At 52.4% G+C, this 14,452-nt stretch carries 7 protein-coding genes; 6 read left to right on the top strand and 1 reads right to left on the bottom strand.

Annotated features, from left to right (window positions below; translation table 11 throughout):
* Positions 1-209: 209 nt before the first annotated feature.
* From OHL22_RS16655 to OHL22_RS16630, 6 genes are all read left to right on the top strand, one after another.
* Positions 210-3,611 (top strand): carboxypeptidase regulatory-like domain-containing protein, encoded by a 3,402-nt coding sequence (locus OHL22_RS16655; protein WP_263339792.1) that lies wholly within the window; start codon positions 210-212, stop codon positions 3,609-3,611.
* 98 nt (positions 3,612-3,709) lie between these two features.
* Entirely contained in the window at positions 3,710-4,936 is a 1,227-nt protein-coding gene (locus tag OHL22_RS16650) for a tetratricopeptide repeat protein (RefSeq protein ID WP_263339789.1), read from the top strand.
* Positions 4,937-5,050: 114 nt separating this feature from the next.
* Positions 5,051-6,784, top strand: coding sequence for a CRTAC1 family protein (locus tag OHL22_RS16645; RefSeq protein WP_263339787.1), 1,734 nt, complete (start codon positions 5,051-5,053; stop codon positions 6,782-6,784).
* A gap of 249 nt (positions 6,785-7,033) precedes the next feature.
* A complete protein-coding gene (locus OHL22_RS16640; protein ID WP_263339784.1) occupies positions 7,034-8,347 on the top strand; it encodes a glycoside hydrolase family 30 protein in 1,314 nt (437 codons plus the stop codon).
* Between the two features lie 4 nt (positions 8,348-8,351).
* Complete coding sequence (locus OHL22_RS16635; RefSeq protein WP_263339781.1) at positions 8,352-11,456, top strand: glycosyl hydrolase family 28-related protein; 3,105 nt, start codon at positions 8,352-8,354, stop codon at positions 11,454-11,456.
* 90 nt (positions 11,457-11,546) lie between these two features.
* Positions 11,547-12,674, top strand: coding sequence for a LacI family DNA-binding transcriptional regulator (locus OHL22_RS16630; RefSeq protein ID WP_263339778.1), 1,128 nt, complete (start codon positions 11,547-11,549; stop codon positions 12,672-12,674).
* 752 nt (positions 12,675-13,426) lie between these two features.
* On the opposite strand, the gene OHL22_RS16625 is transcribed toward OHL22_RS16630, so the two are convergent.
* Positions 13,427-14,449 (bottom strand): YncE family protein, encoded by a 1,023-nt coding sequence (locus OHL22_RS16625; RefSeq protein ID WP_263339775.1) that lies wholly within the window; start codon positions 14,447-14,449, stop codon positions 13,427-13,429.
* Positions 14,450-14,452 lie beyond the last annotated feature (3 nt).

Genomic DNA, 14,452 nt, shown 5'->3' with positions numbered 1-14,452 from the left:
AATCCGTTCGCGCATGTACCCGGTAGTTTTCTTTGACCAAGACAAACGATTGCCTTTTATAAGGCAACTGGCTGTTGAAATTGACTGGGCAGGCTCCCGTGCCTGCTCTTTTGCGGAGATGCATGCGGTGGTTCTGTAATTTTTGGAGGCTTTCAATGAGATACAAGGTGCGATGGATATTGGCCCTCTTTTTGAGTTTGGAAAGTGGGATGTGTATTGCCCAGAATACGAACTCCGGTGATCTTCGCGGAACGACCACGGATCAATCGGGCGCAGTAGTTCCTGGGGTAACGGTCACGGTGCACGATGTAGACAAGGACATCACCACTACGTATCTCACCGATGGTGCCGGATTGTATGACACAGGTTCGATCGTGCCCGACCATTATGTCGTCACTTTCAGCCGGCAAGGGTTCAAGGACTTTGTACGCGGCCCCATTACTCTGGGTGTCGGAATCAATACCGTGAACGCACAACTCACGGTGGGCGCAGCAGAACAGCAGGTCGTGGTGCGAGAGGATCTTCCGCTGCTGACGACCGAATCTGGTGCGCAAGAAGGTACTCTTGAAGCATCGACCATGGCGGAACTGCCACAGGTTGGCGGAGCGGATTGGGAGAACTTCGTTGTCTTGCTACCCGGTGCTTCCGGTGCGCCAGAGAATTCATCGAGTTCTGTGAACCCGGGTCAGATTGCATCGATCAATGGCAATCTTCCTTTCGAGAGCGTGTTGGCGGATGGAGCAACCACCACGCTGCCAATGAGTCAAAACGCGGACGTTACAGTCTTTGAAACCACCGCGGAAGTCAAAGTCAGTAGCACTGGCTTCTCAGCTCAATACGGCGTAGGCGACATCGTCTACAACCAGATCACCAAGAGTGGCACCGATGCGTTTCATGGTGCCGGCTATGACTACTTCCAGAACAATGCATTGAATGCCGCCACATACAATTTCGGCGCGCCCTTTACAGTTCCTGTTATTCACTACAACAACTTTGGTGTGGCGGTCGGAGGTCCGATATGGAAGCACAAGATGTTCTTCTATTTCGACTATGACAAAACCATTGACAATGGCGGTTCAAGCACCGGCTTCTTAACCGTGCCGACAGCCGCAATGCAAGCAGGAGATTTCAGTGCGGAAGGTCTTCCTCTTCTCTATGATCCAACTACGCAGACCATCCAGGCGACGGGCAGCCACACATACACAGGTCCCGCCTATACAAATGGAGCCATCACGGTCACATGCCCTTGCGTGATCCGCCAGAGCTTCGCCTCTGAATATGGAAACGGAAGCCAGGCGTATAACAAAATCCCCACAAATATGCTGAGCCCCGCGGCTTTGGCTATTCAAAAGATCATGCCTGCGCCGAACTTTCCTGGACAGCTGGTTACAAATGGAAACGCGAGCGAGGGATATTATCAGAACAACTACGCCTACCAAACACCGAGCACGAATCCCTTCACCAAGTTTTTTGGTCGTCTCGACTATGATGTCACCGGCTCCAACCGGGTCACTATTTCTGAGACAGAGAGCGATAACCCTGGATACGGATACGGCGAGGGATTTTGCCCCATCGATTGCCAGAGCGCGGATGTGAGCCGCGACAACGCGCAGGTTTCAGACGTGTGGACCTTTAGCTCTCATCTCACGAATGAAGCGCGTTTAGGCTTCACGGACCAGTTGAATTTCTTTGTACCGGCGACGCTTAACCAGAACTGGCCGTCGAAGTTGGGAGTCGCTTTTGCCAAGGCCGACAACTTTCCAAACATAAGCATCAACAATTTCTATGGGCCCGGTGGTTCCACCAATGCGGTCTATAAAGAAATGGTTTTTGATCCCTCTGATGTTGTGACGCTTATCAAAGGCAAGCACGTTCTGCATTTCGGAGGCGAGTTCCTGATCAATCGGGCTGACTCTACAGCCTGGGGAAATATCAACTCCGCCAGCGTGAATTATGGCGGGACTTACACCTCGGCAGGTGGTGGCAATACCAACGCCTATGATGGTTTTTCCTACGCAGACTTTCTACTCGGGCAGACCCAAACCTGGAGTGCATCCGTGACTCCGGAATACGGAGGAAGATGGAAGACTCCACAGGTCTTTGCCCAGGATGATTGGAAGATGCGCCCGAACTTGACCATCAATCTCGGTCTGCGTTATGAAATCGAAACCGGCTGGTCTGAGGTGCGTGGCAATGAGGCGACCTTCGACCCCACTGTAGTTAACCCCGCAAACAACACACCTGGTGCGATGTGGTACGGCTTTAGCCATGCGAATGGTCGTCACACTTTGGAAGCCCCGAAGTATGCCATCTTTCTGCCGCGCGTAGGTTTCAGCTGGCAGCCCAGCCAGAATACGGTTCTTCGCGGTGGCTTCGGTATTTATGCGTCCACGTGGAGTGCGGACACCTATGCCGGCGGCTCGCTGGGGGGCGCCTTTGGCAGCCGCGGCAACTACGGGAACGATGTAACCAACGGTATTTGCCCGTTCGTACAACTCGACTCAGACGGCAGCACGCCGGATAACGCCGACCCAGGTTGTGGTGTCGGAGCATACAACTTAGGGAGCGTCAGCTCTCTCTATCTCACCGCGCCGACCACTCCGGATGCCTATAACGGACAGGGCGTGAACTACGATCAATATCACACTCCCGTTCCGACAAATTATCAGTGGTCTTTGGCGGTGCAGAGGGAGTTTGCCAGGGACTTCGTCGCTGAGATCGCATACGTTGGCAACCACGGCACGAATTTGAACTTCCCAGTAGACATTAATCAAGTTCCTCAAAGCCAACTCGGGCCGAATGACGCTGGGAATGTGCCGTACCCGAACTTCCAGCAGATCAGTGGAAGCCCAAACAACGCCGTTTCCAACTACAACTCGTTGCAGGCTCAAATCACCAAACGGATGAGCTATGGACTGCAGTTCAATGTGAACTACACGTGGTCTCACTTCCTCGACGATCAGGATTCTTCCGGCTGGGGCAGCCGCGGTGGCTGGCAGAATTATCAAAATGCGTTTGCTACCTCCGAGAACTACAGCAACTCCAACTTTGACATCAGGAACATGTTTAAGGGACAAGCGATTTATAAGCTGCCGTTCGGCAGGGGAGCGATGTTCTTGAATAAGAACCTGGTCGCCGATGAAGTGCTCGGCGGGTGGCAGATTGCGGGTACCTTTGTAGTTCAGGGCGGAAACCCTATCACGATTACGACTGGGAATAACAATTCATCGAACAATCAGTCCGGAAGTTATACCCAGTATGCGAACCTGGTCGGTGACGTACATGCCGTGCCAGGCGGTCGCAGTCTTAATGAGTGGTACAACCTTTCCGCTCTTGCAGTCCCTGCGCCATACACATACGGCAATTTCATCCGGAACATCGTTTACGGTCCTGGACTCTCGAACGTAAGCTTCTCGCTTGGCAAGACTTTCGATCTATTGCCGGAACGCGGAGTCAAATTCCAGATCCGGGCGGATGCTTCCAATGCCTTGAATCACCCCAGCTTTGGCCAGCCAGGCAACAACGCCATAGGCCAGGGTGAGTCTGCACAGATTACGGGCACGACAGTGGGTGGCAGAGCTCTGCAACTCTACGGCCGTATATCGTTCTGACCGCAGAGAACTACTGACGCGAGGAGGATGGGAGGAACACGGCATCCTCCTCGCGATTTCTCCACCTGATCTCCGTCCTTTGTTATTCTGTGATTACTATGATCCACAAGGCTGTATTGGTAATGCTGATCGTGCTGCCGATACAGTTACTTCCTACCATCTCCCAGACTTCGACTTCAACTGTTACCTCTCAGACAATCCAGCAGCCCAGCTCTCAAACTGAAGTTCAGTCGCATGCGCAAGCTGCGCAGCAATACCTCCGTGAGCACAGACCAGAGCTCGCGATCCCGGAACTGCAAAAGGTCGTTGCCCTTGAGCCAAACAATGTGGAGGCTCGCGCGAATCTCGGAGTTCTATTATTTTTTCGCGGCGAATATAAAGACGCGGTACCGCAACTTCATGCGGCCGTTCAGCTCCAACCGAACTTATCGCGAATCCAGGCACTTTTGGGGATTGCCGAGGAGCACACCGCCGACTTTCCGCATGCGCGCGAGGACCTGAAAGCATCGTTCCCGCTTCTTGAAGACAAGAAGTTCAAAAGCCAGGCCGGCCTCGAATTGATTGGCATCTACACCCAAACCGGCGATCTCGACCAGGCAGTGAATATCATCGGTCAGTTGCAAAAATCAGATCCGGAAAATCCGGAAGTGCAATACGCCGCCTATCGCACCTATGCCGATTTAGCAGGAGAGTCGATGTTAAATCTCTCCTTGATTGCGCCCGATTCAGCGCAAATGCATCAGGTGATGGCGCACGAAGAAACCAGACTGGGCAATAATGCTGGAGCCATCTCGAATTATCGTAAGGCGATTGCCATTGATTCACATCTGCCCGGCGTTCACTACGAATTGGCCGAGCTGCTGAATGCTTCCGATGACGTCTCTGCAAAGAAAGAGGCTGAGCAGGAGTACCGCACAGCTCTTGAAGTCAATCCCATGGACGAAAAGTCTGAATCGCGACTGGGCGAGATCGACGCACAGAGAGGCGATACTGCCAAGGCTTTTCAGGAGTATTCGAAGGCCGTCGAGCTGCAGCCATCTGATTCTGATGCCAAGCTAGGGCTGGCGAAACTGCTCATTGACATGAATCAAAATGCAAAGGCCACTGCATTATTGGAACAGACCATCCAATTGGACCCCACCAATGCGACGGCGCATTACCGTCTTGGCATGCTGTATCGAGGGGCTGGACGGACTGAAGATGCGAAGCGTGAGATTGTCCTCTACAAGAAGTACAAGGCAATGAAAGAGAAGCTGCGCGCTATCTACAAGGAAATGCAGATTCAGCCGCAACAAATGCAGGCCGATGATCCCGTTGAGAAATAGTGACCACGATAGTTTCGCCACGGAGTCGCGATGTTCTGCCGTGCTCTGATTTCAGCCCGAAGACTAATTGCTATTAGCAGGACTGCCGCTGTTTTGGGCGCTATCAGCTTTTCTATGGGGCTCGCACAGGATGTCAATCAACAGTCTCCTGCACAGCAGCCCAAGGTGACTCCTTCGGTCGGAAAACAAGAGAGTGCAACTAGCACTAAATATCCGAATCTTGTGGACATTACGGCCTCGACGGGTATTCACTTCGATCACCTTTCAAGCCCAGAGCAGAAGTTTATTGTGGAGTCCATGAGCGGCGGAGTTGCATTGATAGACTACGACCGCGACGGCTGGCTCGATATTTACTTTACAAACGCGCAGAGCGTTGAGATGGCACTTCATGGGCAAAAGGCTCGCAGCGCCCTATACCACAATAATCATGACGGTACCTTTACTGACGTGACAGACAAAGCTGGAGTCGCGAGTCCGTGCTGGGCGATGGGCGCAGTAGTGGGAGATTACAACAACGACGGCTGGCCCGATCTGCTGGTCACTTGTTTTGGTGGGATAGTCCTCTATCGCAACAATGGCGATGGCACATTCACCGATGCGACGAGGAGCGCGGGCCTGGGTGGCGATCATTTGTGGGCCACAGGCGCAGCGTTTGGAGATTATGACGGCGATGGCTGGGCCGATCTATTCGTTTCCCACTACGTCAACTTCGATCTCAAAGATCTTCCGGCATTCGGATCTGCGAAGACGTGCAAATATCTCGGCGTTGATGTGCAATGTGGCCCGCGCGGTCTGAAAGGTTCCTCCGACAGTCTCTATCGCAACAACCACGATGGAACTTTTACCGACGTCTCGCGGCAGACAGGTGTTGACGATCCGGAGGACCGTGTTGGTCTTAGTGCAGTCTGGAGCGACTTCGACAACGATGGAAAACTCGATCTGTTTGTGACTAACGATGGTGAGGCAAACTACCTCTATCGCAACGAAGGTTCTGGCAAATTCAACGATGTGGGACTTGCGTCCGGCGTCGCGGCTAACGAAGATGGTCTCGAACAGGCCAATATGGGCATCGCAATCGGAGACTATCTCCATTCGGGGCGCATGTCTCTGCTGATCTCACATTTCGACAATGAATATGCGGCCCTCTATCGCAATGAAGGCGATATGAACTTTATCGACGCTTCACTGGCGTCAGGCATTGCAAGAGGAACCAAAGGATATGTGGGTTGGGGCGATGCTTTTGTGGACTTCGATAACGACGGCTGGCTGGATTATTTCGTTGTGAATGGGCACGTCTATCCCCAGGTAGACAGTGCTCATAAAGACGCGAAATATCGTGAGCCAAAACTGCTGTTCGAGAACCAGCGCGATGGGACATTCAAGAACATCAGTAAGCAAGTCGGGTCGGCTATCCAGGCGCCGCAAGTGAGTCGCGGAATGGCAATAGGAGATCTCTTCAACGACGGCCACCTTGAAGCAGTCATAGAGAATTTAGTTGGTCAGCCCATGATTCTTCGTCCAGAGGATGGACCACACAACCACTGGATCAGCTTCCAATTGGAAGGCGTGCAGTGCGATCGTCTGGCACTCAACGCACGAGTGCGAGTAATGGCTGGCGACCTGGTGCAGCTGGGTGAAGTCATCAGCGGCGGAAGCTACCTCTCTCAAAATGACCTTCGCATCCATTTCGGTTTGGGCAAGCATGAGGGTGTAGAAAAAGCTGAAGTTCTCTGGCCCGATGGCAAGACGGAAACATTGACCAATCTATCCGTAGACCGCTTCTACTCCATTCGGGAGGGCGCAGGAGTGGTTTCCTCGGCTCCAGCCACTCATCTGAACCAGAAGTAAGTGAAGTCTAGTAGAAGGTTTAAGCAATATAGAAAGACAATCGTTTGTTTAAAGGTCAAAGTTACTAAATAAACTTGACAGAAGAATCCCTGGGTGTGCCTAATGCTGATTGAAGATTCGATCGCGTTACATATGGAATCACTCCAGGTGTTTATGAAATTGAAGACCATACATTTTGCGCTGCTTGTTTGCATCAGCGTATCGCCCCTCGTGTTGGTTGCACAAGACAAGGGAAGAGCTGAACTGTGGTTGACTACCGCTGACCGATCGAGCTTGTTAGCTCATCAGCCGAACTCGCTTCACTTCCAGAAGGGCAATCAGAAGAACCCTGTCATCGACGTAGACGATAAGCAAACTTACCAATCGATGGATGGCTTCGGATTCGCGCTTACTGGGGGGAGCGCGCAACTGATGATGCGCATGGATGCGCCAAGCCGCTCCGCGCTCCTCAAGGAGCTCTTCGGGCGAGGCAAGGGCGAAATAGGTGTGAGTTATCTGCGCGTCAGTATCGGATCGTCCGACATGAACGACCATGTTTTTACATATGACGATCTGCCCGAGAGCAAAACGGACCCGAATTTGTCCAAATTCAATCTCGGTCCGGATCGCGACGATGTTATCCCTGTTCTGAAAGAAATCCTGGCGATCAATCCTGGAATGAAGATTCTAGGGTCGCCCTGGACAGCGCCGTCCTGGATGAAGAGTAACGACAATCCGAAAGATGGCAATCTCAAACCGGAGTACTACGCGACCTACGCCCATTACTTTGTGAAGTACATCTCAGCGATGAAGGCTGAAGGGATAACCATAGATGCAATCACCGTCCAGAATGAACCGCTCAACGGCAAGAACACGCCGAGTATGGTCATGCAGGCGACAGATCAAGACCGTTTCATTCGAGAAGATCTGGGTCCCGCCTTTCGCAAGGCTGGCCTCAAAACCAAAATCATCTTGTACGATCACAACTGCGATGTTCCTGAATATCCGCTGACGATCTTGAACGATGCTCACGCTGCACAATTTGTCGATGGCTCGGGCTTTCATCTGTATGAAGGCAAAATTGATGCGATGACTCAGGTTCACGACGCGCATCCGGATAAGAACCTCTACTTCACGGAACAGATGGTAGTGGATAACAACGAAGACCCGAAGCTGGATATAGCCTCTGCGTTGAGCCGCGTTCTTGTTGGAGCAACGCGCAACTGGAGCCGTAACGTCTTGCTTTGGAACCTCGCGGCAGATCCGCAGTTTGGTCCTCACACTAACAATGGAGGATGCCCAGTGTGCGAGGGCGCCATTACGCTCGATGGGAATCGGGTCACCCGTAATATCGCGTACTACACCATCGCGCATGCATCGAAGTTTGTACCTCCCGGTTCAGTGAGAATCCAATCCAACACATCAGAATCCTTGCCCAACGTTGCTTTCAAAACTCCAACAAACAAAATCGTCCTGATCGTCGCAAATCCCGGTAATGTCGATCGAATGTTCGACATCAGTTTTCATGGCAAGAGCATAACTTCAACGCTTAAATCCGGTTCTGTGGGAACCTTCGTCTGGTAGAAAAATGAAATCCATATCGATTGCGCTGTCCTTTAAATATGGCTCCGTTGGGAAGTTCTACAAAAACCTGGGAGCTGCAACCAGCTGGCTTGTTCTGGTCTCCGCGTTGCCCGCGCTGGGGTCGTCATCGTTCTATCCGACTCGTCTCCAGGATGAGAAAGCCGTCTATCTTACTCCCGACAAGTTTTCCATCGTCGGAGATGGTGTTGCGGATGATAGCGCCGCTATTCAGCAGGCGATCGATCAGGTACAAGAGACTTCGGGGGAGGGAATCGTCTTCCTTCCTTCGGTCCGCTATCGCATTAGTAAAACTATCTACGTATGGCCAGGAGTGCGGGTAATCGGATACGGTGCGACACGGCCGGTGCTCTATCTGGGCAGGAACACGCCAGGATTCAGTGAGGGTATGGGCTACATGGTTTTCTTCACGGGAGGACGGCCTGGTCACGATCGCCGGCGCCCTGGAACTGCTCCGTCAGCCCGTCGCAATACGAACTCCAGCGCAAGTGCGCCGTTTCCTGGGACGGTGCCACCGACGGCGCCAATTGTGGACGCAAATCCAGGTACATTCTATTCCGCGATGAGCAATGTCGATTTTGAAATTGACGACGGCAACCCCGCAGCTGTTGGCATCCGTTTTCATGTGGCCCAGCATTGCTACCTTGCGCACATGGACTTTCACATCGGCTCTGGCCTGGCAGCTTTGCATGATGTAGGCAACGAGGCAGAAGATCTGCATTTCTATGGCGGCCGCTACGGCATCATAACGCGCAAGCCCTCTCCAGGGTGGCAGTTCACGCTCTTAGACTCGACCTTCGAAGATCAGCGCGAAGCAGCGATCAAAGAACACGAAGCTGGCCTCACCATGATCCGAGATGAGTTCAAAAACGAGCCGCAGGTGGTGGCGATTGATCCCGGATACGCCGACGAACTGTGGATCAAGGATGCGCGCTTTGAAGACATCTCCGGTTCCGCGCTCACGATTAGCAACGAGAACAATGCACGCACTGAGATCAACCTCCAAGGAATTGTGTGCATAGACGTGCCTCATTTCGCTTCTTTTCGCGAGACCGGTAAACAAGTCGATGGACCTTCGAAGACATACCACGTCGAGGAATTTTCGCACGGACTGATCGTCCCGGAGATTGGTCTCAACGGAAAGATCACCACCTTATTTAAGACCGCGGCACTAACAGCAACTCCATCACGCGAGGGGCCCGCAATCCAAGCTCTGCCGTCTCCCAATTCCTGGGTTAACCTGCGCACGCTGGGTGCGAAAGGCGATGGTGTTACCGACGACACGGAGGCCATTCAAAGGGCCATTGATCAGCATTCGACAATCTACATACCGATGGGCCGATATCTTGTTAGCGACACGATCCATCTCAAACCTGACACTGTCCTGATCGGATTACATCCCAGCGCGACCCAATTCGATCTTGCGGAGGCTTCCCCCAAATTTCAAGGTATTGGTGAGCCAAAAGCACTCCTCGAAGCCCCCCTTGGTGGCCGCAATATCGTTACCGGTATTGGGCTCTTTACGGGCGGCCAGAACAACCTTGCCATAGGCGCGTTGTGGCAGGCGGGAGAAGGTTCCTTGGTCGATGATGTTCGTTTTCTCGGCGGCCATGGTACCAACAATGCAGACGGAACGCGAAGCAATCCCTATAACAACACACACACCGCCGATCCGGAGATCAACCGAAGATGGGATGGGCAATATCCAAGCCTCTGGGTGACCAATGGAGGCGGCGGAACCTTCGCCAATATCTGGACGCCGGATACGTTTGCCCAGGCCGGACTCTATATTTCGAACACCACAACCGAAGGTCACGTCTATGAGTTGTCGAGCGAGCATCATGTGCGCACCGAAGTGAAACTCGATCACGTATCTAACTGGGAGATATTTGCCTTGCAGACGGAAGAGGAGCGAGGGGAAGGCCCATTTGCGTTGCCTCTTGAAATCGACAACTCAAACAACATCCTGATCGCCAACTACCATTCCTACCGCGTTGTCAGCACTTATCAGCCCTTCCCCTACGCGATCCGCATAGCGGCCTCGCGAAACATTCGCTTCCGGAATCTCCATGTCTACAGCGACTGCAAGGCCTCATTCGATAATTCAGTCTACGATCAGACAAACAAGATTGAGCTTCGCCAGCGAGAGATCGGTTCGCTAACCGTCTCTGGCAAGAATGTGGTCGCTGAATCCGTGAAGCAGGCGGCTTCGATAGCCCCAGGCGCAAAAGTTGAAAGGTTGACTGGAGGGTTCTTCAATATCTCCGGAGCTGCCGTCGACAGTGCGGGGCGCCTCTATTTTGTCGACTCTCACTGGCAACGGATATATCGATGGTCGCCACAGAATCGGGAGCTTGAAACGATTCTCGATCATCCCATCGATCCAGTAAATCTGGCATTCGATCGCGCAGGCAATCTCATGGTGATTTGCTATAGCGGCAGTGGGACCGTCTATAGCGTTCGCCCCGATTCTCCGGAACGCAAATTGACTGTCATGAAGCCCGTTCCTTCCGTGATTCACACAGGTGCTGATTTTGTTCTTCCAGTAGATCATTGGCGCAACGAGAATGATTTCACGCAGGCTGTGCCCGTGGCCAAGCCATCTCAATTCATCTCTCCCGACGGAACCACAATCATTCCTGCGGGACAAGACTTTGTTGAGGGGCAACTCTATTACGGAACGAAGATGGCGGATGTACTGCGTGCCTTTGGGCTTGGCAAGGTCATTCCCGGAAAGCGCTTCTACGTATCGGATGAATCACAGGAGAAGACGTATTCCGCGAGTGTCGATGCGTCTGGAACCATCAACGGCATGAAGTTATTTGCTGAGCGCGGCGGTGAAAGTGTGGCTACCGATGCGGCTGGAAACGTCTATATCGCAGCCGGGCAGATCTTTGTCTACAACGCACGAGGCGAGAGCCTTGGTACTATCCAAGTACCTGAACGGCCTATTGATCTTATTTTTGGTGGTAAGGACGGGCAAACATTGTTTATTCTGGCGCGCACATCCCTTTACTCAATAAAGATCGCGTCATCAGGCAATCCTAAGGCGAACGACGGAGGACCAGGAGTTAAAGCAAAGTCACAATAACTGTATCCATGTCCGGAAATCCTGGATGGAGATTTTTCTTGTGTGAAAGCCAATAATAAGAAGTCGAGATAGGATGCGCCATATCGGTCCATGAGAGACGACCCCAAGGGTAAGCAAAAAAAAACCGTCGCAAAGTCGGAAGCCCGCAGAAGGGTAAATCTGAAAGAGCTGGCGGCACACCTTGGTCTAAATCCGGCCACGGTTTCGGTCGTCCTCAACAATGTGCCAGGTCGCTCTATCCCCCAAGCTACCCGAGAGCGCATTAAAGCAGCGGCCAAGCAGCTAAATTATGAGCCGAACCTGCTTGCTAGATCTTTTCGCAGCCAACGAACTCACACCATTGGAATATTGGTCCCCGAACTTGGCGACGGGTACCACAACGAAGTGATGAGTGGTATTGGTGACCAACTCATCAATGCGGGATACTTTTATTTCACCGCTCATCACAGGCACCGTCAGGACTTGATTGAAGACTATACGCGAATGCTGGTAGGCCGCGGTGCACAGGGGATTATAGCGATTGATACGGCGATCAAGCATGCGACCTCCGTACCCGTAGTCGCGGTCGCAGGCCATCGTCCTATCGATGGTGTAACCAACGTCGTGCTCAACCACCGTCGCGCGGCAGAGCTGGCTTTGACTCACCTGTATTCCCTGGGGCATCGGCAAATAGCTTTTATGCACGGACAGCTGTTTAGCTCTGACTCGGATGTGCGCTGGAAAAGCCTTGTTGAAGTCGCCGCGAAAATGGATTTGGAAATCAAGCCGGAAATGGTAGTTAGGCTCGACCGCGATACTTCTTCCCCTGAACTCGGCTATCCGGTCGTGCAGCAATTGCAGGCAACCCGACAGCCCTTCACTGCTCTAGTTGCTTTCAATGACATTTCAGCGATAGGAGCCATCCGAGCGCTCCAGGACATCAAGATGCGAGTTCCTGGCGATGTTTCGGTGATTGGTTTTGACGACATCAAGGCGGCCGCCTTCGTTATGCCGCGTCTGACAACCATTCATCAACCGTTGGGAGAGATTGGTAGGATCGCAACCCAAGCCTTGCTTGACCGCTTGCACAGTGCGGAAAGTTCGCGAAGCGAAATAATCGTGGAACCAACGCTTGTTGTCCGGGAGTCAACAGGTCCAGTGAAGAAATCTTCTGCGATGGAGCCATCAACAACGAAGGCTTCCCGAAGTGACCGGTCTCGAGAATCCTATACCAGTTGAAATGATAGTTTTCCGCCAAATGGATCTTCAGCCGGCTCGCCTCGGTAATTTGAACTTGAACACTTTTCAAGACGAGTGGCTCAAATCCGGGCGTGCGAACAGCTAGGTCATAGTTGAACTACTGACTCTCGAGTTACTTCAATGACGATTTAATTTGGGTTGAGTTCCGCTCATGTGTGAGTGCAGGCAGATTTGAAGTGGGGTTCCCGGTAATTTCCCCGGTAACAGAAAAACGTTTATCCTTCCAAACCAATTGGCAGCATAAAAGAGGCGTGGGACTACACTATTGCGGGATCTGGTGCGCGCCCGGCATCGTCCGCTACTTGCGGACGCACCTGCGGGAATACAAGAGGCTGAATTGCAAGATTTTCTCTGTATATTTCCCTGTTAGCAGCGAATTCCAGAGAGCAGTTCGCAGAAGACTCGACCCACCACCAAAGAATAAGAATACAGCGCGAAACCTTGGGCAGATCAACGGAGCGATTAATTGTCGGAGAACAGTTTTTAGTGCATTACAAAGACAACGAGGCTAAAGTGCAGCGGCATTTTGATTGCCAGCACTTCAAAGAGATCAGGAAGGGAATTCAGTCATTCCAGCATCAAAGAATTTCGATCTCATAGATCGTCCGAATCTACTCAAGAAGGACCCGTTTGAGCATTGGCGATGAGGCGCTGATTGATGTCTTGTGAGATCGTTGGATTGAAGCCCGCGTCTTAATGCTCAGGATATGGTCAGAGCACCGGAATTCCATTCAACGAGTGATTGAGAATGCATCAATGAATCCACGACCGGAAGTTGGCGGAATAATGACGTAATAGCGGTTCATCTGTGGTGCGAGCAAAGAATTTTTGGCGTTTGTGCCTTCGGAGATGTGGCCGATGCGGGTGAACTGATTCGTTCCTTTTTCCTGATAGATCCATGTCGATCCGTCTTTGCCGCATTGAACGTAAACTCGCTCAGTAGCCGGATCGAAGACAGCGTCGTCGACGCCGCCACCAATAGGGAGCACTTGCAATTCCTTCCCGGATTGGGTGTCGAAAATTACCAGCTTGCCGTCGCGGCAGGCGACAAAGAGCCGATTGTGCGCTTGATCGAGCGCCATGGCAACGTTGCGTTTGCCGAGGGTCACAGGCCACGTGGCCTCAATCTGCGAGGTTCTGCGGTTGAGCACTACCACCTTGTTTTCCGCCGCGTCGTTTACGAACATGCGTTCAGATCCAGCCTCCAGAGTCATGGCCTCGAGCGTGTCGCCGTCGATTTTGATATCGGCGACTTTGGTTCCTGCGGTTGTATCGATGATGCTCAGCATGGAGTAGGTCTCATGCGCATCTCCGCCGCCATTGTCGATGTAGAGATATTTGGTTTGCGGGTCGTAACCGATGGAATCTGCATCGACCTTGAGAGGAATCTTCTTCAGCAGACGATAGGTGCGGCCGTCATAGATGCGGACAGCACCATCTCCTCCGTCGGTAATGTAAATACGGTCAAGATCCTGCCGGACGAAGATGGCATGTGGAATAGGAATTCCGTCGATGGAGCGGAGATATTTACCGGTATCGAGGTCGAAGACCAATACCTGGTGTGCAGCCTCTGCCGCCGCAAACAGGCGATGACCGTGAACATCGATCCCAAGGTGGTCGAATTTTCCCTCAATCGACGAGGGCATGGCATATTTCCGCACAGGCACCAGCGCAGCGGACTGCGCGTGGAGAGCCGAGGCAGGCGAAAGGCAGAACAGCAATGCGGAAAACAGGGATGTAAAACAGCGAGACATAGT

Source organism: Acidicapsa dinghuensis, from assembly GCF_025685685.1.
Classification (GTDB): domain Bacteria; phylum Acidobacteriota; class Terriglobia; order Terriglobales; family Acidobacteriaceae; genus Acidicapsa; species Acidicapsa dinghuensis.
This window is presented reverse-complemented; position numbering and strand designations above follow the sequence as displayed.